This window comes from Chryseobacterium metallicongregator, assembly GCF_031324065.1.
Classification (GTDB): domain Bacteria; phylum Bacteroidota; class Bacteroidia; order Flavobacteriales; family Weeksellaceae; genus Chryseobacterium; species Chryseobacterium metallicongregator.
The window spans coordinates 273,626-294,492 of sequence record NZ_JAVIXS010000003.1; the positions used below are offsets into that span (position 1 = coordinate 273,626).

General features: G+C 34.0%; 24 protein-coding genes. 1 reads left to right on the plus strand and 23 read right to left on the minus strand.

Annotation, left to right across the window (positions count from 1 at the left end):
- Positions 1-43: 43 nt before the first annotated feature.
- The 12 genes from REB14_RS05520 to REB14_RS05575 all read right to left on the minus strand — a co-directional run bounded on the left by REB14_RS05520 (position 44) and on the right by REB14_RS05575 (position 9,375).
- Complete coding sequence (locus REB14_RS05520) at positions 44-760, minus strand: hypothetical protein (protein WP_309521704.1); 717 nt, start codon at positions 758-760, stop codon at positions 44-46.
- Positions 732-1,373: a hypothetical protein gene (locus tag REB14_RS05525; protein WP_079243217.1), complete on the minus strand. Its 642-nt coding sequence runs from the start codon at positions 1,371-1,373 to the stop codon at positions 732-734. Before REB14_RS05525 ends, REB14_RS05520 begins: the two co-directional genes overlap by 29 nt.
- Positions 1,374-1,436: 63 nt before the next feature.
- Entirely contained in the window at positions 1,437-2,405 is a 969-nt protein-coding gene (locus REB14_RS05530; RefSeq protein ID WP_309521705.1) for a hypothetical protein, read from the minus strand.
- A gap of 65 nt (positions 2,406-2,470) precedes the next feature.
- Positions 2,471-2,947, minus strand: a complete 477-nt coding sequence (locus tag REB14_RS05535; RefSeq protein WP_309521706.1) for a hypothetical protein — start codon at positions 2,945-2,947, stop codon at positions 2,471-2,473.
- 84 nt (positions 2,948-3,031) lie between these two features.
- The gene (locus REB14_RS05540) at positions 3,032-3,691 is read right to left on the minus strand and encodes a DUF2461 domain-containing protein (protein ID WP_079243987.1); all 660 of its coding nucleotides are present in this window, start codon (positions 3,689-3,691) and stop codon (positions 3,032-3,034) included.
- A gap of 17 nt (positions 3,692-3,708) precedes the next feature.
- Positions 3,709-4,911 carry a hypothetical protein gene (locus REB14_RS05545; protein WP_309521707.1) on the minus strand — a complete coding sequence of 401 codons (1,203 nt, stop codon included), beginning with the start codon at positions 4,909-4,911 and terminating at the stop codon, positions 3,709-3,711.
- On the minus strand, positions 4,901-5,596 hold the full coding sequence (locus tag REB14_RS05550) for a hypothetical protein (protein ID WP_309521708.1): 696 nt from the start codon (positions 5,594-5,596) through the stop codon (positions 4,901-4,903). The genes REB14_RS05545 and REB14_RS05550 overlap by 11 nt, the downstream gene beginning before the upstream one ends.
- A 142-nt stretch (positions 5,597-5,738) precedes the next feature.
- Positions 5,739-6,245 (minus strand): hypothetical protein, encoded by a 507-nt coding sequence (locus REB14_RS05555; RefSeq protein WP_309521709.1) that lies wholly within the window; start codon positions 6,243-6,245, stop codon positions 5,739-5,741.
- Positions 6,246-6,292: 47 nt separating this feature from the next.
- On the minus strand, positions 6,293-7,468 hold the full coding sequence (locus tag REB14_RS05560) for a Kelch repeat-containing protein (protein ID WP_309521710.1): 1,176 nt from the start codon (positions 7,466-7,468) through the stop codon (positions 6,293-6,295).
- Positions 7,469-7,616: 148 nt separating this feature from the next.
- Positions 7,617-8,465 carry a Kelch repeat-containing protein gene (locus REB14_RS05565; protein ID WP_309521711.1) on the minus strand — a complete coding sequence of 283 codons (849 nt, stop codon included), beginning with the start codon at positions 8,463-8,465 and terminating at the stop codon, positions 7,617-7,619.
- Between the two features lie 150 nt (positions 8,466-8,615).
- Positions 8,616-9,251 (minus strand): SMI1/KNR4 family protein, encoded by a 636-nt coding sequence (locus tag REB14_RS05570; RefSeq protein WP_309521712.1) that lies wholly within the window; start codon positions 9,249-9,251, stop codon positions 8,616-8,618.
- Position 9,252: 1 nt separating this feature from the next.
- Complete coding sequence (locus tag REB14_RS05575; protein ID WP_309521713.1) at positions 9,253-9,375, minus strand: hypothetical protein; 123 nt, start codon at positions 9,373-9,375, stop codon at positions 9,253-9,255.
- Positions 9,376-9,691: 316 nt separating this feature from the next.
- On the opposite strand from REB14_RS05575, the gene REB14_RS05580 reads away from it, so the two are divergent.
- Positions 9,692-10,120: a CBS domain-containing protein gene (locus REB14_RS05580; RefSeq protein WP_309521714.1), complete on the plus strand. Its 429-nt coding sequence runs from the start codon at positions 9,692-9,694 to the stop codon at positions 10,118-10,120.
- Between the two features lie 189 nt (positions 10,121-10,309).
- Here the strand turns inward: REB14_RS05580 and REB14_RS05585 are convergent, their stop codons facing one another.
- From REB14_RS05585 to REB14_RS05635, 11 genes are all read right to left on the minus strand, one after another.
- Positions 10,310-10,951: a hypothetical protein gene (locus REB14_RS05585; protein ID WP_309521715.1), complete on the minus strand. Its 642-nt coding sequence runs from the start codon at positions 10,949-10,951 to the stop codon at positions 10,310-10,312.
- Positions 10,952-11,473: 522 nt separating this feature from the next.
- Positions 11,474-12,061, minus strand: a complete 588-nt coding sequence (locus REB14_RS05590) for a hypothetical protein (protein WP_309521716.1) — start codon at positions 12,059-12,061, stop codon at positions 11,474-11,476.
- A gap of 22 nt (positions 12,062-12,083) precedes the next feature.
- Positions 12,084-12,533, minus strand: a complete 450-nt coding sequence (locus tag REB14_RS05595; protein WP_309521717.1) for a hypothetical protein — start codon at positions 12,531-12,533, stop codon at positions 12,084-12,086.
- Between the two features lie 26 nt (positions 12,534-12,559).
- Positions 12,560-12,967 (minus strand): helix-turn-helix transcriptional regulator, encoded by a 408-nt coding sequence (locus REB14_RS05600; protein WP_309521718.1) that lies wholly within the window; start codon positions 12,965-12,967, stop codon positions 12,560-12,562.
- 147 nt (positions 12,968-13,114) lie between these two features.
- A complete protein-coding gene (locus tag REB14_RS05605) occupies positions 13,115-15,064 on the minus strand; it encodes a DUF262 domain-containing protein (RefSeq protein ID WP_309521719.1) in 1,950 nt (649 codons plus the stop codon).
- Positions 15,065-15,428: 364 nt separating this feature from the next.
- Positions 15,429-16,139: an endonuclease/exonuclease/phosphatase family protein gene (locus REB14_RS05610; protein ID WP_309521720.1), complete on the minus strand. Its 711-nt coding sequence runs from the start codon at positions 16,137-16,139 to the stop codon at positions 15,429-15,431.
- Positions 16,140-16,365: 226 nt separating this feature from the next.
- Complete coding sequence (groL, locus tag REB14_RS05615) at positions 16,366-17,991, minus strand: chaperonin GroEL (RefSeq protein WP_309521721.1); 1,626 nt, start codon at positions 17,989-17,991, stop codon at positions 16,366-16,368.
- Positions 17,992-18,060: 69 nt separating this feature from the next.
- Entirely contained in the window at positions 18,061-18,393 is a 333-nt protein-coding gene (locus REB14_RS05620) for a four helix bundle protein (protein ID WP_309521722.1), read from the minus strand.
- A gap of 77 nt (positions 18,394-18,470) precedes the next feature.
- Complete coding sequence (locus tag REB14_RS05625) at positions 18,471-18,749, minus strand: co-chaperone GroES (RefSeq protein WP_034696138.1); 279 nt, start codon at positions 18,747-18,749, stop codon at positions 18,471-18,473.
- Positions 18,750-18,864: 115 nt separating this feature from the next.
- Complete coding sequence (locus REB14_RS05630; protein WP_309521723.1) at positions 18,865-19,656, minus strand: TerC family protein; 792 nt, start codon at positions 19,654-19,656, stop codon at positions 18,865-18,867.
- Complete coding sequence (locus tag REB14_RS05635; RefSeq protein WP_309521724.1) at positions 19,643-20,854, minus strand: cation:dicarboxylate symporter family transporter; 1,212 nt, start codon at positions 20,852-20,854, stop codon at positions 19,643-19,645. Before REB14_RS05635 ends, REB14_RS05630 begins: the two co-directional genes overlap by 14 nt.
- Positions 20,855-20,867 lie beyond the last annotated feature (13 nt).

Here is a 20,867-nt window from a genome sequence, read left to right on the forward strand (position 1 = left end):
TATATTGCTTTCTAATCATTCAATAGTTCAGATGTAGAATGTTTCAGTTTCTGTATTTCCTGCGTAAAATGATTAAAGCTATCAGAAGCATAATAATTACAAAAATGGAAATATAAATGACGATTTTGTACCTGTTATTCTGCTGATGAAGTGTTGATATTTCTCTTTTTTGTTCCCTAATTTCTCTGTCGGATTGATTGGAGTCGTCCGCAATCAAATCTGTAAGTTCAGCATGATCGGATGTATCGGAATTTTCAGATATTTTTTTATACTCAAAACTTAATGACTCCAGTTCTTTTAATTCTTCCGGTGACAGCTCATCCAGTTTTTTTTGAATAAAACACTGGTCAGAGTAGAGAAGTCCGGTATCTTTTTCATCATAGGCGAAAATCAGATATTTCCCTTTTTGGGTAAAAAGAACATCGCAGGAATGCAGCGGAGATCCGAAAAGGCTAGCATTGTGTGTATAAAATCCATCATAGGAATCCGATTTGTAGGTCTTATTGATTTTTACTTTACTTAGAATATTCTGGACCGTTTTAAATCCGGACGGAACTTCTGTAATATCATATATTTCCCCAATAAAAACAAAATCAGCACTTTCAAATGAAGATTTTAAAGTAGGAGTGCCATTGCATTTGCAGGCAGCTATTTTCACAGAAAATAGTACTAGAAAAAGTAAAAAAATCCTGGATTTTACAAGAATTATAAACTTAAGCTTGTTCATCTGCTTAGCGGTAAGGCAGATTAATTTCTTCAATTTTTGTTCTCAAATCTCCAATGGTGAAGGTTTCTGAATTACATTGAAATTCAGGAATATCGTGTTTGGATAGGAAATCATTTAAATCATCACAATTTTGCAGAATATTAAATTCTTTATTGTCTAAATCTAAAACAATTCCTTTCGTTTTTCCATTGATAGAGTAGGTAAGAGGGCTTAATGCTCCTAAAAATGCCTTGGACCATAAGCCTTTCATGTTTTCTTCAAAATAAATGAATCTTCCATAGTTCAGAACTTTACAAAATCTTGAATATTGGTCCGGATCATATCCTTTATCGTCCCTGTTGGTATATTTTCTATAGGTCTGAAAATACATTTCCCCTTTATGCGAAACGGCTAGCGGAAATTTCACTCTTTTATTCTTTTGCTTAAAGTAAAAAAGAGCCTTTTCCGGCAGAGCAAGAGTATCACATTTTTCACAGACTTTGAAGTATACTTCTTCGGTGGAAGAAGGTTTTTTATTTAAAACATCTTCCAGTGTCATATAAACGCCTTCCGGGAAATCTCCTTTTTTGATGGATGGATATTCTTTCTCTTGTCCGGTTACGATGCCGGAAATAAAAAAAAGAGAAAATAAAATATACAGTTTCATGGGTTTGTTTTTTTAAGTGCCTAAATTACAAATAAGTGAATAGGAAAATAGAATAAAGATCGTTTATTCTGTATCATTATAAGAATTGACCTTATAAATCAGCTGAAATTTCACCGTATTTTTTTTGGAATTGGGATATTTTTCTTCATTGACCTGTTTTTCGAATTCTTTCATAATTTCCAGATCCAGATCATCTCTAACCGCATATTGGATGTCATTCTTCTTTTTTCCTAATTCGAATTGAACCATTATTTTTCCTTCTTTCTCAGAGTTTTTGAACAGATTTTCAAAGATCTTGTTGGTTTTTTCTATAACAGCCTGAATATCCTCAATGGAAGAATTGGCCTGTATTTCAGGCTCAGTGCTTAAGAATAGTACTTTTTCAAGTTTTGTTTCTTTGTTTCCCTTATCGGTCATGTAAACTTCATTACCATTTCTATACTTTTTGAAAGTTCCTTCCGTTGTATAGGTTCCGTTATCAATGGGATTGTTGTACGCATTTTTATTGGGAAACTCATCAAGCCAGAATAATTTCAGCTTTTCTTTCAGGAAATTTACGATGTAATCATGATTTTCGGTGTGCAGAATGAATAAAGGCTCCTGGATGTCAAACGAAATGGTGGACCAATAATATTTTAATTCATCTTCATTGGCTTTTCTGATCTGATAATTTCCGGAAACTTCTTTTTTAAATTCATTCCAGATCTTTTTTGAGTCATCCAGTTTTTTTGCCATTTTCCCTTCAATTTCCATATCATCTATGTGGAAAATCAAACTGTCAGGTATCGTTTTTAAGCTTTCAATATTTTTAAACCTTTTCCAAAGAGTTGGGCCTATAATTAAATTTTTCCCCAACAGATCATTATTGGCTGTATTGGTAAGGCTCTCGGTAAGCATTTTTTTTGCTTTCTCATTTGTTTTATCATCTGCATAGTGATAAACAACACCGGAAGGTATGGTGATTTTCTCTGTGATTTGTGCCTTGACAGCGTTGAAAATGAATAAAAGGAGTAGAAGTATTTTTATTTTCATGGGTTGCTTTTTAATTGGGGTAAAATACAAAAAAAGAGACGCTTATTTTTTCTGTACTTCAAATATTATTTTCGGAATTGTAATGTTTGAATTGCCTGTAAAAGTTCTATCTGACTTTCTTTTTTCAGATTTGTACCATATAGATTGAATCTGATTTTTCCTATTGATTCAGTCTTGAGGCTGTCGATATAAATTCCTGTCATGCCTTTTCCCACTTGTTTGGGCTCTACTATTTTAGCCTTGTACCCATCAATTTTTTTATAGGTTATTTTACTTTTTACAAAATCTTCTCTCTTTGAATTTTTATCAATGATAATAAATTCTGTTGTATCAGCCTTTGGATTCACCGTTAGAAGTTCGTTGACATCTCTTCTGCTAATAATCGTGATATTTTCTTCTAATGAATAGGAATAAGGTCCGTAATCGTAGAAAATCGAATCATTATTTTTTGTGACGATAATTCCTGCATTGCTGTCGTAAGCATCCATTTTCAGTTTGTTCCAGTCTTTAGGAGCCTGAAATGCAAAACTTCGAAAATCCATGAATTTTGTTTTCTGAGAATTCTCAGAACAACCTAACACTATAAAAGATGTAAAAATGAATAAGAACGTTTTTTTCATGGCTTTTTAAAACAAAGGTTCCCCGTTCAAATCCGTGGTCAGAACTTCACTCATATAATCAAAAAAAGGACGCATGGCAAGTAAGGTTTGCAGGGCTTCTTTTTGAAAATTGTCTGATAAAACTTCCTTATCGGTAAACTTCCGCATCACCAGAAACTGCTTTTTTCTGATCAAATCTATAGCCGGATGATTTTTATCAAAACCTCGTGGGGCTGTTTTTACAGCGTCACCTTTAAGTTCTCCAAAATATTGTATAAAAGTTTTGTCAGAGATAATTTTTTCAATTTCTGTACTGCTGATTTCAAATTCTTTACGGATACGAAGTAAATCTTTGGATTCCGGACCCCAAAAACCGCCGCCTACAAAACTGTTACCCGGTTCCAGTTGAATATAATAGCCGCCTCTCAGCATAGGTTTTGAACGGGAATATCCCACTCCGAAATAGGGTTTATAAGGTGTCTTGTCTTTGGAAAAGCGTACGTCATTATAAATCCTGAAAATATGGATTCCCTTGAGCTGATCGTGCTCCTGAAGGGTATTATAAATCTGAGTAAAAAAAACTTTGTTTTCTTTTACAATGGTGTCGTATTCGGATTTGTGTTGAGCAAACCATTCACGATTATTGTTTTCTTTTAAATGGGTAAGGAATTCAAATGCTTTTTTCATGTTTTTATTAAGTGACGTTATGCTTGTTTCCATTGCAGTTCAATATATTTTGTACAGTCGTTTTTCATATCATCATATCCGTCAAGTAAAATGGCAGAACCTCCTTTTTTTACTACTTCCTGTACTATTTTATAAGTTTCTTTCGCTCCTTCAGGACCTTGACCTACTAAATCAAAAATAATATTTTTCGTTTTTGAAAGAGCTGTGTATAAAGTTAATAAGCGTCTTGAGTTACCAGCAAGGGTATTAACCTTTGTTTTTTTATTGATCCACTTCGTTTCATAAATTTTTTCGGTATAGCGGCTGGCAGGGTTAGCGTTCTTTCTTAAATATTCACCCACAGTCATAGGATAAAAAATGTTTCTGAAATTTGATTCTCTGAAATGTTCAGCAAAAGTCATATTTTTGTGGATGATAACACTTTCATGGTTTGTTTTACCACAAAATAGATCTTTAAGAAACATTTTCGTTTCATGAAAGCGTGGTCCGTGGAAAAGATTTATAATAATAATTTCCCCTTCATTGAGTGTAAATGGAGGAACGTAAAACAGATCTGTTTGTATTCCTTTGTTTTCGATGAGTATTTGGGTGTTTTTTATCCAGCCAAGCTTGTCAAATAATAGTTCTTCATATTCTTTATTCCCTTTAATCACTTTAATAAGATTTTCAGCATTGTCCGGGATATTAGTGATATGATCGAGCTTGTTTCCATATTGTAACTTATAATGAAAAAGCTCAATTAAATTGGAGGTGTTATTGGCTTTTTCTAAAATAGTATGATGCAATTGATCTGCTTCGCCATTTCCTTGTGGCTTTAGCCAATATATCAAATTAGAAATCCCTATACGCTCGATGATGTTTCCTTTGCTGAATTGGTAGGCAAGGTAATTGGCAACAGCTTTAGTTCCAAATGCATTGAGACAAGGTATAAGAAATATTCTGTTGAAACTAGGATCTTTATAATGTATTGCTGTTGTTAATAGAGACTCAAATAGATCTCTACTGAAGCTGTTGTATAAATAAAGTAAGTCTGCAACAAAATATTTGTCGGGTATTTCAGAATCACTTTGAAGAAGATTTAGTAATTCAGCTGTTTGTTGATCCGATAAATTTTGATTGTTTGCTTTGAATTCAGCCAAGGCTTCGTTCTCCCGCTCATAATCAGGATCAAAGTATTTGCCAATGATTTTATATTTTTCGAGGGCAGCTTTAATTTCCATAGTTCATCAATCTTTGTTTCAAACTTTCCGATAACAAATTGTTTTCTAGTAAGTAGCGGGTCATCATTTTCAGGAAATACCGGCATTTTTTTAAATAATCTTTATCTGGTAAAACATTATCGGTGTCATTTAAATAAGTGTTGGCTCTGTTGATAAATACTCCGGCTCCTTCAAATTCTTTGCTGATGAAGAGTGTTCCAATCAGGGAGATGTAAGAAACAAATTTATATTCACTGTGGTTTCTACGTAAATATTGAGGAGGCATCTTTTTGTTCATCTCCTGAAAATAGGATATGATTCCGATATCTTTCAGGTATTTTTCCTTCTCAATGACAAACCAGTCGTCCACTATTTCGCCATCAAAACCCATGTCAAGTTCATAATACCCGATGGGTTCTAGATTTTCAACATACGTTTCCTTTTCCACACAAAGACTTATTTTTGCCCGGATAATAGGTTCCCGGTATCGCTGTTCAATCAGATATTGGTATCCCTCAAATACAAAAGTAATTTCGTGGCGGGCAAAGCCTCCTATCAGTTCTTCAGGATCTTCTGAGAGTATTTCGTGGAGCGTGTGAAATGCTTCATTTTTGAGATGAAATTTTTCAGCTCTTTCGGTGAGTAATGTTTGAAGTTCCTGAGCGTTCATATCATGATTATTAGTTCCCAAATCTACGAATAACAAGAAAATATTTGTGGATAAAAAAACTGTCTAAGCCAAAGATTGATATCAATACAGAATATCTGCATCTGAATTGATAAGAAAGATTGCTTCAGAAATGTTTTTACAATAAACGACTATCTTTATACTCCCAAGGTCTTGAATATTATCTGTGATTTTTTATATTAATTTTTACATTAAGTCCGGTAATTAGTTTCAATGAATCAAAAAAGGAAATCTCTGCATTTTTATATTCATGTATTGCAAACTTCTTTTTTAGCTCTTCGTAGTTTGAATAATCAAAACTTGAAATTCGTTCAACAATTTTATTTTCTTTAATGATAAGCAATGCATCATAACTTTTATATTTTGCAAATTCTTTTTTTTCAAAATAATTGAGGTCTGCAAAATTGAATGTTTTAGATTTAAATAGTTTTTGGAATGTAATATCTTTTTCAGTAATTATAATTTTAGTATGGATATTTACGAAAAATAACCAAATAAAAGCCAGACAGACTAATAAAAATCCACTCTTTACTACCATAATAATTTTCAAGCCATGTTCAATGCTTTTATAGTTATCATAAACAATAGCTGGTATAATGATAGATAACATAAAAGTGAGAAAATAAATAATTATAAAGGACTCAAAATTTATTTTTGATTTTATCATTTTGTTGTGTTTACTACTATTTTTTAATAGATGATTATACGGTAGGATTATCTGAAAATTTTAATCTGCTGTAAAACTCCTTTCTCATCTTTAAAACTGAAAATATAGTTTCCGGGCTTTACTCTGGATAAATCTATCGTTTTATTATAGTAAGCAAAACTTTTGCTTATTTCTTTTCCATCTAAGGAGTAAACGGTAAATTCAAATTGATTGCTGTTATTTTTATTACTGATGATAAAACCGTCCTTCTGTGCATTGGTATACACTCTTGTTTTGGTCTCACGATTTTCATTGGCTGTAATTGAAGAGAGGATACTCTCGGTAATATCAGCTACCTGTGTACTTTTAATCGCCGATTTGGTGGAAGACGTTGTACTTCCGCCGATGATGTATAATTTATTGTTATATACCTCCGCTGCAGCATGTCTTCTGGGAATCATATTAGAGGATAACTGATGGAATTTATTGGTTGTCGTATCAAAATAGGCCAGAAAATTCTGATTATTATAACCTCCTGCCATAAAAATCTTACTGCCGGATACCGCTAATGAGTGTCCGGATATCCCGGCAGGCATCGTATACTGGCCGGTCCAGCGATTAGTGTTGAGGTCGTAAACATTGATCAGGCGGGATGAGGTACCATTAAAACCACCAATGACATACAGTTTATCATTCACAATTTTACCCTTTGCTTCTCTGGCTGTTGGCATATCCGGTAATGGATGCCATGTATTGGAAGCAATATCATAATATTGGAATCTGTTAGAAAATGTAGTGGTAGAAGCATTGTTGAGTCCACTGCCTCCAAACACATATATTTTGCCATTATGGATGGCAGAACCTGCATTTCCGGTATAAGAACGGTTAACAGCTCCCTTCGTTACTTTCTGGGTTTCAAGGTCTACAATTTCAAGATGGCTATTTCCCCAACCGTTAAAAATATAAATCTTATGATCGTAAGTCTCCGAATTTGCAAATTTTTTGGGACTTAGAGTAACATTGAGAACACTCCATTTATTATCGGTAATATTATATTTTTCAATAAAATTGGCGCTACCTCCGCTTTGCTGATATCCATTGCTCACATATATATTATCATCCACGATGACACTGGTTGTGGCTCCTCTGCCTGCAGACATAGTAGCGAGAGTTTTAAACTGAAGCGTTTGTGCATAGGTGAGCAGTGAACCCAAAAATGAAAGGAAAAATAATTTTGTTTTCAAGGGTAGTAAGGTTTCGTGTTTGTTTTACATATTGATAGAAACAAATATATGTAAAAGCTGAATCTGAAGTGGGAGACTTCGGATTTTATTTTTTTGATGACGTAAAGTTTCCTGACTTTGAGTAACTGGATATCGATGTTTTTCTCGTCTATGGAGATAATGGGATATTCAGATTGAACATTATTTCATTAATCTCTGCAAATTGTGTACTTTTAATAGAGGAAGAGGGAAGAGTGCTTGTATTTCCACCAATGATGTATAATCTGTTGTTATATACTTCTGCAGCTGAATGTCTTCGGGGAATCATATCAGATGATAACTGGTAGAATTTATTGGTGGTAGTATCAAAATAGGCCAGAAAACCCTGATTACTATAATCACCCACAATGAAAATCTTATTATCGGCTACTGCCAATGAGTGCCCGGATACTCCAACAGGCATTTTATACTGATTGGTCCAACGATTCGTGTTAAGGTCGTAAACATCTATCAGATTAGAAGAATTTTCGTTAAAACCACCAATGACATACAGTTTATTATTAACAACTTTACCTTTTGTTTCTTTGGCTATGGGCATATCCGGTAATGGATGCCAGGTATCTGAAGCAATGTCGTAATACTGAAATTTATCAGAATATATAGGAGCCCCGTTTAATCCGCTGCCTCCAAACACATATATTTTCCCATTATATATGACAGAACCGGAACCGCCGGCATAATAAGGATTCATTGCTCCTTCAGTTATGGTATTGGTTGCAAGATCTAAAATTTCAAGATGACAGTTCCCCAAACCGTTAAAAATATAGATCTTATTATTGTAAGCCTCCGAATTAGCAAATCTTTTGGGACTTAGAGTAGCGTTGAAAATACTCCAACTGTCATCGGTAATATTATATTTCTCAATATAGCTGGCTTCTTTATCAGCTGTATAGCCATTGGATACATAAATATCATCATTCACTATTACACTTGTTATGGCTCCTCTGCCTGCTGACATGCTTGCAAGCTTTTGAAAATGAAGTGTTTGTGCATGGGGCAGCAAGAAACCCAAAAATGAAAGGAATAATAATTTTGTTTTCAATGGTAGTAAGTTTTAGTGTTTTGTTTTATAGGCTTAAAATCAGAGATTATAAGATTTTGTAATACATCAGGATTTTCCTTCGTTGATATATTCCAGATAATCCTGTTCTAAATTATTAATTTCTTCAATTAAAAAATCGTAAATATTTCCTTCAAATACTTCATGATCTTCCTCGTCGTATTTGTCATACTCAATTTTTATGATTCCGTTGTTGGTATAGGCTCTGTAGAGATTTCCACTGCGCTTGAAAAACAGTTGCCCCAATGGCTTTTCTTTATACTCAATGGCTTCCTGATGTTTTTCTTCAAATCCCATCCAGGAAGGCATTTCTTCATCCTGCGAAAGTCCGTACACAAAAAAACCATACCCGAATTTCCAGCCTGGAAGAACATCAAATTCCTGGGGACGTTTCCAGATCTCTTCTTTCACTTCAAAAAGTAAGGATCCGAATGAGGTCAGAAAATCCTTAACATCTTCGCTGAAGGTAAATCCTGTGCTTTCTTCATATTTTCTGATTTGTTCTTCGGTTGCAGGATTGGCCACGGAGCCCATCACGAAAAAATCATCATTTAATTTCTTTTTCCTGTCCCAGAATTCTTCTTTTGTTGCCATATTTTGTTTTGGTGCTACATCGTCAGCACTGTTCAGATCGTTATTGAAACAAAGATAAGAGAAAGTTTGAGGTAGTGGGATGAACATCATATTATTTAACTAAAAACAGGATCATTTTATTTACATTCTGCATTTCATCATCAAGTACAGTTGCTGAAGTGGCTACAGGCTGTTCCGAAGGGATATTGCTACTTATCCAACTGGTTGTAGTCACGTATAAAAAGGACGAACCACCTGATGAAATGGTAACAGGGGTTTGGAAGCGGCATGAGATGACAATTTTGTCTGGAATTTCTTGAGAATTATTTTGGTAAGATATTGAAAATTAACTATTAAAGTTAGAGTGTTCTTTAAAAAATCACAAGGATGGAGCAATGATATTTAACATATCAAACAGGAGGAAAAATTGATAAATGTCAGCTGTAATTGTATAATGGGGCAGGTTTTTCTTCGCTAACTTTGAGTATGAAAAAAGAATTTATGGTTCGTTTTTCATTGTAAATTTTCACAATAATCTAAACAAAAATGGTATGAAACAAAGAGTTCCAATTTCCCAAATTATGACTAAAGAACTGATTACACTCAATCTTACACAATCATTGTATGAGGCTGAAAGTTTATTTAAAAAAAATAAAATCAGGCATATTCCGGTTGTCGAAAATCAAAAGTTATTAGGAGTACTAAGTTATAGTGATTTATTAAAAATCAGTTATGCGGATGTAGAACAATCGGATGATGAAGAGGATGTTCCTGTGTCAGCAGTGGTATACGACGTATTTACTATTTCGCAGGTGATGACAAAAGCTCCTCTCACTGTCAATCCTGACACTACCATAAAAGAAGTAGCAGAGATTTTATCCGAACATAGTTTTCATTCTGTTCCGGTGGTAGAAAATGGTGACCTGAAAGGTATTGTGACTACTACAGATATTTTAAAGTATTTATTGCAACAGTATTAGATTTATCAGTATTCACTTTAAATGCCTATTTATACTGAGTTTCTTAAATTTTCCAAATTCAGAGTAATTGAAGATTAAATACGTATAAGAACCCCGAAGTCCAGACTTCGGGGTTCTTATTTTTTTAGAGGCTGTTGAATGTTCCCCGCTGCCTTCTACAATGGTGCAAAATCATGTTAGCAACAGTTATTATTTTAATTGAATTTCAATCTTTTTATCTTCCATACATAACTTTATCCAATTCGGATTTTCATTATTTCCTGGAATGCATTCGATTAAGCTTTTATTATTTTTATAATTGTCTATAGCTTTTTTCCCAAACTTGATTTTCATTTCATAAATTTCATTGCCACCATATCCAATCCAGGCTTTTGTTATGATTTGCTTGTTGTTTTCAATCTTATTGCAAAGTAAAGATTTTGTGTCTTCCGGTAAATGACTTATACCATCACACCAAAAAGATTTAGCATAATACTTTATCTTTTCATTTTCAATGTTGCTAAAATCCAGAGACCATTCTAAATGACTGCAAAATTCTAAATTAAACACGGGTTCATTAAGATTATAATTAAAAGCACCACAATTGGGACATTCAACATATTCTCCATTCAATTTTTCAAACTCACATTCTGCACAGCTGCCATTTCTCTTGTTTAAATGTTGAATAATAATTTTTGCTTCCTTTTTGTCTACATTGAATTCGTCAATTAATTTTTTTTCAATAAATACTTTTAAATCGTTTTGCATCAAAATATAAAGATCAAGTTTTTGTTCTTCAGAAAAGTTTAGAGTAATCACTTCATTTTTACATTTGTTGCAATTCATTTTCATTCTTAATTTGTTTTTTTGTTACCAACATCCAAATTTAGCTATTAAATGAACATGTGAGAGTATCTATAGGTTCAAATGTAAATAGAGATAATAAGATACGCTGCATCAGGCATATAGGTTTATCATATTCCTTTCTGTAGTTTGTCCTAGATGCCGGCTTTATTCACACTCTGCCTATCATCATCCGGTACAGCTACCCCCTTACCTAAGGGGGTAGAGGGGGTTGCATAAGGGGCTCTACCCATTTGTTCAACGGGGTACAGGCCGTTCCGAAGTGGGTACAGCTACTTACCCAAGGGGCTTTAGGGATTTATAGAAGGGGGTTGGAGGCACTTTGTAAAGGGGCTAGAGGCCGTTCGGAAGTGGCTGGAGACCCTTGATAAAGGGTCTGGAGGAAGTTATGAAAGTGTCTGGAGGGGGGTTCGGAAGAGGTTGAGGGTGGTTTATTGTCCGAAATCTGTGACTTTGGTGATATATTTTATTGGTGCAAAGTCGGGAGCATTGGAAGAATGGGGTTATCAATCAGTGATATCCTTTTATTTTCTGTAAAATAATAGCATCATTCTTATTCGTATTCTTTTCTATGAGGAGATTTAGAATCTCTCCATATAATGCCCTTTGCTTTTCATTGGGAGCGTTCATCGGGTTGATTTGAACTAATTTTCCATTGGAGTATACAATGATAATGTTCGTTGACATCCCATCCATTGCGGGTTTTAAATCTTTATCATTAAAATCTTCTGAAGTGAAGGAACATGATATTCGTTGAATTCGATCGATATCATTTTGAGAGAGTGTAATTTTAAAAGGTTGCAGTTCCGGCCTTTCATTGAGGTATTCCAGATGTCCTTTCTCTTCTTCGGTACTCCATTTTTCTCCATTTTCCTTTGATGGAGGCAGAGGTGGCGGTGGGTTATAAGAAACCGGGCTGTAAAAAATCAAATATTTTTCGTTAAAATTTAAGATGGTTTCAGCAGGAAGATGAAACGTAGGGTAGTATCCTATTTTGATCAGAACAGGTTTAGGTTTTTCAATTTTGTGATCACCATTTTTATTACTACAGGAATATAAAAGTGCAAAACAAAACAATAGCAGTATAAAGTTTTTCATGGAGGAAAATGTACAAAAGTTTTTATTGAGTATAATCCCCTGCAACAATAGATTTTTCCATTGCTTCTACAATCTCAGAAATGGGAATGGTGAATATTCCTGCATCTCCTTTGTCGAACTCTTTTTTCCAGTAAGAATAACCGCCCATTTTAAGAGAATCTGGCTTTTTGCCGGTTTCATTTTTCAGACTGGTGACACTTTTGTCTAATGCCTCTTCTGATATGGGAATATGGCTGAGGGTTTCTGCATAACCGATAGGGCTGGCAGGGTTTTTCATCTTCAAACCGCTGACAGAAATATGAATCACTTTTCCGGTTTCAGGGTATTCTTCAATTTTTAATATGGTAAGGGTAGAGTTTTTTTCGGTGGGTCGGGTTTTGTAGTTCCATTCCTGGCCGACTCTGTATGGGTCTTTTTTTGTGCAACCGGAAAATAGTAAGAGTATTCCTACTATTAAAGTATAAAGTTTCATGAAGGGTTGGTTATTAGTTTTGTTTTTTATTTCTGAATCAACTGCTCCAGTCTGGCCATCATCTCATCTTTTTCCTTCAGCATTCTTTCGTACAGCGCAATTTTTTCTTCGTGTACTTTGATTAATTGATCTACAGGATTAATTGTAGAGTTATAGAAAATAGAAGCTGGTTGCTGGCAGTTATCGAAAGTGTTGGAAATAATATTGATTGCCTGCTCCTCATCAAAATTCTGAAAAGCTTCCACAGGAATTTTTAATACTTCAGAAATCCTTTTCAGCAAAGGATCTTCAATAGTTTCTCTCTGCTCCAAAAGCGAAATCTTCTTCTGGTTCCAGTCTTCCCCAAGATCAAAAGCCAAAGCCTCCTGCTTGATACCCAACATCTCACGAAAACGCTTAATATTTCTCCCCTGATGTATTTTTTTGTTTTGCATATTTGTGTACGTTATAGAAACAAATATAAGTAAAAGTTGGGGGATAGGAAATGGGGAAGTGGGGTATTTTAGATGGGGTTGGGATATAAAGAATCCGAAGTGGGAAACTTCGGATTACTTGTTTTATTTGGGTAAGTTGAGAGACTTTTATTTTAAGAAATTCAAATTTAATATCTCAATTCTATTATCATCGTTTTCAAAATTTAGCCCCCATCTTTTTTCCATAAACTTTAATAATTTTATTCCTCTTTCTTTAATGTTTTGAGGTGTCCATTCGGGTAAACCAGAGATTTCATTTTCAGAATAAGAGCCATATCTAAATCCTACATAGTTTTGATCATTGTTGATTTTATCAACAAAACATCTGTTTTGTAAACTTGAATTTTTAGGTTTAGACAGAGGAAGTAAATTTCCAAGTGAATTTTTCAGAGCTCTTCTATCTTTTAAGCTATGCTTGTTAAAGACCTTTGTCCAACAATCTTTTTTAGGGGTTTGAGGATATATATGTTCAATTGTAATGAAGTCATCTTGTTCATCTATATATTCTAGCCAGTTTATTTTATTTTTTTTTGCTTTAGACTTCTCTTTTAAGCTTAATTCATACTCAAATAAAAAGTATCTAATTCCATCCCAATAGTAAAATCCCCCTGGATTTCTGAATATTTCTGCAATTTTACTAGGTAAATCTTCTTGCATGAGAAATTCATTTATTTTAGTATCTAATTGTTTTGTCAAATCAGAAATACTTTTTTCGCCGGAATGAATTTTTATGGCTACCATTGGAAAATTTATTGTTTCAAGTCCATACCTTCCGAAATAAAAATTCATTAAAAATCCTAATCTTTCAATTTTTTCTAAAACTTTAATTCTTGTTGTAATTGTTGGCTTTTTTAAATAAATGGCTAATAATAAAGTTGAATATCTTCCAGACCTTAATCTTGATATCTTGTCAAGTAATGATTTTTCTTTATCAGAAAATTCATTAGATAAAGTAGGGTTAAGTATATTATACCATACTATAACAGCATTTTGTAAACTTTCAACATAATTTTTAATATAGTCTATTGTAATTTTGTTATCACCATCTTCATAAATATTTTTTAAATTGAATTTATTATCTAATAAAAAATCTTCAAGCCCACCTCGAATTGTATAATGTCTTCTGTAGTGTCTCTCTAAATCAATATCTTCTTCAGAAAACATTTCTTTTCCAAAATATAATTCTCTATGGACATTTAAAAAAACATCATCTTTTAGTGGATTTTCTTTATTTAGCCCTAAATAGTGATAAATACCCTTCCAACCGTCATTAATAATTTTTCTCAAAATAATTTTCTCATTATCATCTTCTTTAATTTTTGTAGATAAATAAATTAATCTATTTTTAAGTAGTTCTAAATTTGTTAAAGGCTTTCCTCTATTATTCATAGTTTCAAATGCTACAAACACGTCTATATCATTCGTAATAGCATAGATATTAAATAATAAGTTCTGTGTAGTTTTCTTGAAAATTGATTCTTTCTCAGCAATTGATGAGGATTTAAGTTTTTCTAGAAAAAACTGTTTAGCATATTCAAGATTATGTGTATAAATTGTTATTTCGTTGCTATATCCACTTGTTGAATTTTCATTAAAAATTTTAGTTTTTAAAAATTCATATGAAGGATTATCTTTTTCATAGCCAAATATATATGAGCGTGAAATTCCTTTATCCTTAGATTCAAAAATATATCTCTTTCTAATTTCCTCTGCTGTAGAATAGTTTAATTCATCTTTTTTGGTCAGAGTTTCAGTTATTGCTTGTATTAAAATTATTGTTGTTGTTAATCGTTGTTGGCCATCAACAATATAATATGGTTCAAAGCTTTTTGATTCTATGATCCATTTATCATCCTCCCATAAATCATAAACTTCAATAGGAACTTTTTCTAGAGTTAATACTCCAACATAATGATTCTTATCGTTTTCCAATTGTATTATATCATTCCAATATTCTTTTAATTGTTTTTCCGTCCAAGCATAACCTCTCTGATAGTCTGGAATTCTAAATAATTTTTCTGTAAATATTTTAGATATTGATTGTAATTGGTTTTCCATAAATTTTTTGAAGTATTAAAAAGCTCCTTTATTTTCAAAATAGACAACTTGTAAGAAAATGTAATAAGGTACTTTCATTATGGTTAATTGTTATGTCTGTTTTTATTAATGTAATTATGCTAAGTTAAAATTTCGATATAGCAGTTCCTTACGGGAAACCATAAAAAACAAAAACCGCCCTACAAAAGTAGAGCGGTTAGTATATTAATTTACACATTCAGTAGTAAGAAACCTTCCAGATACAGAAGCTGCGTTTTCAAGGGCAACTCTTGTTACTTTAGTTGGGTCAATGATTCCTGCTTCAAGCATTTGAACATACTCGTAAATTTTTACGATTTAAGTTTCTGGACTTTGGATTTTTATACTATAAGTTAATCTTTACTATTAATGGCTTATGATCGCTATATTTTGTCCATTTTTCATAAGTGCCTATCTCAACATTTTCTAATTTATCAATAAGATTTAAAGAGGCAAAACAAAAGTCGATATGATATGGTTTGTTAATTTTTCGATGCATGAACAGGGTATTATGTTTTTCCTGCCCTTGAGCCTGATTATGGAAGTGATGATAAGTACTTATAATATTTTTGGTCTTTAAGTAGTTAACAAGATTGGTGTGATTATAAATTCTGTTTGGTTTATCCCAAATTGAATTACTATTAAAATCACCTGCAAGAATTACATTATCCTTATCTAATAGATTACTATAAAAATGAACTGCGTTCCAAATTTGTTCAGTATAGCAGCTATGTTTTTCTGGTTTCTGTGCCCATATTGCAAAAACTGTGAAGCAGACTTTGTCATTATAAATTGATAATGGTAAAACGTATCTGAAGTCAGAGTTATGAATGCCTAGTAATTTAATTTTAAACTCATTAAATGAAAAAATTCCAATTCCTTTATTAGGATTGTCTCCATACCAAAAAATATCAGTTGGTTGCTTTGTATAATGTCCAATTGAAAGGCGTTCTTGGTTTTCACATTCAGGAATTATAAGTATATCAGGTTCTTCTGTTAGAATAATTTCTCCTTTTTTACGAAAGGCCATGTTACAATTCCACGTGATTATTTTCATTTTCTTCGTTGTCTTTAGCTATTTTAGTTAGTTTTATTGAAATAAAAACCAATGAAATTATGGAATTTGATTTGTTATAATCGGTAAGTGTCGATTTTATTTCGTTTTGTTGGAGTTGTGACTAAATTAAAGGATTAAAATGAAATACCGTTACGGAAAACCATAAACAAAAAAACCGCTCTACAAAGTAGAACGGTTTATATATTAAATTTGTCTTAGCGACATGTTACATCATTCCTGGCATTCCACCACCCATTGGCATAGCTGGTTCAGCGCTCTTCACTTCAGTGATAACACATTCAGTTGTTAAAAGCATTCCAGATACAGAAGCTGCGTTTTCAAGGGCAACTCTTGTTACTTTAGTTGGGTCAATGATCCCTGCTTCAAGCATGTTAACATACTCGTCAGTTTTCGCATTGTATCCGAAGTCTCCTGATCCTTCTGCTACTTTAGCAACAATTACAGAACCTTCACCACCTGCGTTAGCAACGATTTGTCTTAATGGCTCTTCGATGGCTCTTTTCACGATTTTGATACCCGTGTTTTCGTCAGCATTAGCACCAGAAAGTTCGTTTAATGAAGAGATTGCTCTTACTAAAGCAACACCACCACCTGCAACGATACCTTCTTCTACAGCTGCTCTTGTAGCGTGTAGAGCATCATCTACTCTGTCTTTTTTCTCTTTCATTTCTACTTCAGAAGCAGCACCTACGTAAAGTACAGCAACACCACCAGCTAACTTAGCTAATCTTTCCTGAAGTTTTTCTCTGTCGTAGTCAGAAGTTGTAGTTTCCATCTGAGCTTTGATCTGAGCTACTCTTCCTTTGATTTTCGCTTCGTCACCACCACCGTTTACAACCGTAGTGTTGTCTTTGTCGATCGTTACTTTCTCAGCAGTTCCAAGCATATCTAAAGAGATGTTTTCCATTGTGAAACCTTGCTCTTCAGAGATCACCTGTCCACCTGTAAGGATAGCGATATCTTCTAACATTGCTTTTCTTCTGTCTCCGAATCCCGGAGCTTTTACAGCAGCAATTTTAAGAGAACCTCTTAGTTTGTTTACCACCAAAGTAGCTAAAGCTTCACCTTCTACTTCTTCAGAGATGATCAATAGAGACTTACCACCTTGTGCAATTGGCTCAAGAACCGGTAACAATTCTTTCATTGAAGAGATTTTCTTCTCTACTAAAAGAATATATGGGTTTTCTAGTTCAGCTAACATTTTCTCAGGGTTAGTCACGAAGTATGGTGACTGGTAACCTCTGTCGAACTGCATACCTTCTACAACATCTACCGTTGTATCGATACCTTTAGCTTCTTCTACAGTGATTACTCCTTCTTTTCCAACTTTTCCGAAAGCTTCAGCGATTAAAGCACCGATTGTTTCGTCGTTGTTAGCAGATACAGAAGCAACTTGCTTTACTTTATCTGTAGAATCTCCCACAGCCTGAGACTGCGCTTTAAGGTTTTCAACAACAGCAGTTACCGCTTTGTCGATTCCTCTTTTAAGATCCATTGGGTTAGCACCTGCCGCTACGTTCTTAAGACCTTCTCTTACGATTGCCTGTGCCAATACAGTAGCGGTAGTAGTACCGTCTCCTGCGATATCATTAGTTTTGGAAGCTACTTCTTTTACCATCTGAGCTCCCATATTTTCTACTCTGTCTTCAAGTTCGATTTCTTTTGCAACAGACACACCATCCTTAGTTACGTGTGGAGCACCGAAAGATTTTTCGATTACTACATTTCTCCCTTTAGGACCTAAAGTTACTTTTACTGCATTAGCCAATGCATCTACTCCTCTCTTTAGAGCGTCTCTTGATTCAATATCGAATTTTATTTCTTTTGCCATGTTTGTTTAGCTTTTGGCGACTTGCTTTTTGCTTTTAGCTTTTGCAATTCGCGTGTTTAACTTTAATTTTTAATTTCCATTGAGCCTGTTCCATAGAGTGACAAGCTTCTTTTTTAGTATTGTTAGTTCTTCTAAAATATTTTGATATTCATTTTCATGAATGTATCCTAAATCTTTAGCAAGAATTAATTGGTTCTCGGCTTCATTAGAGGATACTGATGCAATATTGATGAAGTTGGCAAATTCTTTATCTGAATTTCTGCCGCTTCCTTCTGAAATATTATATCCTATTGATGCAAATGATCTTCTGATTTGAGAGGTGAGTCCAAAAATTTCTTCTTTTGGAAAACTTCTGGTTGAAGTATATATTTTTAAAGTCAATTGATGACTTAATTGCCACACTTCAAATTTTTAAAAATCTCTCATGAATTAATTTCTAAGCAGAAAAAGCCATTTGCCAGAAGCCAATAGCCAGAAGCTTACCCAATGATTCCCAATAAATCAGCTTCTCTTACGATCAAGTAATCTTTACCTTCCAACTTCAATTCAGCACCTGAATATTTTCCATAAAGAACTTTGTCACCTACCTGAACTGTTGTAGGCTCATCTTTTTTACCAGGACCTACTGCCACTACAGTACCTTCTTGCGGCTTTTCCTTTGCAGTGTCCGGGATAATGATTCCTGAAGCTGTTTTAGTTTCTGCTGCGATTGGCTCTACCAGAACTCTGTCTGCCAATGGTTTAAAGTTTACTGACATAATATATTTATTTTTTAATTATTTCTGTGTTGTAATTCTCTAAATGTATGCCATGAGACGTCGGTGGCTGAAATGGCAGACTTTTATTTCTGAATGTGAAAATTTGGCAGAAAAATTATTTTTTGCGGGCTGGGAATCCGAAAGCATAACTCGTCGCTACCGGTATTACAAACAAAAGAACAGTGATGGCGGAAACTAATATTTCCATGGTATGGCTGGCTAAAAATTGAGCAAATGCCGTAGCAGGGTAGAAGTGCTCATATAAAGATAAACTTAGTTTAATTCCTAAAATAGCAATGACAATAAAAGCTGCCGTTTCAAGAAAAGGAAATACCTGCATAAGGCGGACAAACCACTGTGCTATAAATCTCATCGCTAAAATTCCTATAAATACTCCGAGAGTAATCAGAAGTAAATTGTCTGAAAAAGCTACTGCTGCAAAAACATTATCTATGGAAAAAGCAAGGTCCATTACTTCTACAATAGCAACGGTTGCCCAGAATTGTCCCAGCAGCCCGATGGAATTTTTATACAGCCAGCTGGATTCTTTGTCCGGGTTTTCCTCCGGATTTTCTTCATCATTTGTGTTTTTAATTTTTTTGATGAACCAGTCAAAAGAAATGTAGATCAGATAGAATCCTCCCAATGGTTTCAACCACCATACGGAAATCAGTACGGAAGCAAAAATAAGAGCGAGTCCGCGAAATACATAAGCTCCAAGGATTCCATATTTCAGGGCTTTTTTTCTTTGATGTTCGGGCAGATCCATTACGATGGTGGCCAATACTGCGGCGTTGTCCACAGAAAGAAGGCTTTCGATCAGGATAAGATTGCCGATAATAGCAATGGATTTTGCCGGGTTTTCTAAGATGTCATTGAAGAGGTGTGTAAAATCAGGAAATATCATTTTTTAAGGGAATAGAATTTTGATTAAGTTTTGAAATAATGGCAGCAGAAACTGAAATGCCAATGAAGTTGGTAACCGATCTCGCTTCGTTCATAAAACGGTCTATGCTGTATAAAAGCGCAAGATCTGTGGTAGGAATTTTTCCAAACCTGCTTAGGGTAAACATCAGCGCAAGGAAGCCTGATCCGGGAACTCCGGAAGCCGTTTTTGAAGCAATGGAAATCGTTATAAAAAGCCAGAAATAATCCATTGGCGTAAGAGAAATATTGTAAAGCTGAACGAGGAAAATACATGAAATAGAAAGATAAATGCACGCTCCTGCCAGATTAAAATTGTATCCGAGAGGAATAATAAGACGAAGAATTTTCCGGTCATATCCCTGTGATTCCATTTTGTCAAAGATCATTGGGAAAGCAGTCTTTGAAGAAGAGGTGGCCACTACAAGAATGATTTCTTCTTTGATGCTGATCAGAAAATCCCAGAGATTAATTTTAAAGTAAGCCGTTATAACACCCAATATTCCGAAAATAAAAAATACACTGGTAAGATATACCGTGGCAACAATTTTACTTAAAGGGAGCAAGGTATTAATTCCATAGACGGAAATTCCGTAGGCGATATTAGAGAAAATGACGATCGGAAGAAATAAATAAACATATTTGATGAGCCTGAAAAACAAATTTCTTCCCGCATCTAAAGCTTTAAAGATGTTATTCCTCTTCTTTGAAAGACCGATTACGACTCCTGCAGAGATGGATATTAAAAGAAAAAGAACATAGTTGCTGATATGCAAGGGATTTGAAGTCTTGATTAAAAATCTTTCTGGGAGTTCTTTATGAGAAGAAAGAATAATTCCTGTATTGGCACCCGGTTTTAAAAGAAGACCAGACCCGATTCCCAATAAAATACTGAGAGAGGTAATGATTAAAAAATACAGAACCATCTGGCTCACAATTTTAAAAGCATTTTTGGTACTGAAAATATAGCTTACCCCATACGTTACTGCAATGAAAATAACAGGAATAATCAAAACTTCAAGAAGTGTGAAGAAATAACTGCTTACCGTTTCCAGATGTTTGCTGACTTCCGGAAAATAATAACCGGTCAATGCTCCACAAATAATCGCTGTGAATACATAAAGCGTAAGGTTTCTTAAATAAGAGTCGGTAAATGTTTTTTGCTTGGCAGTTTTCATCATTCACTTTTTATTG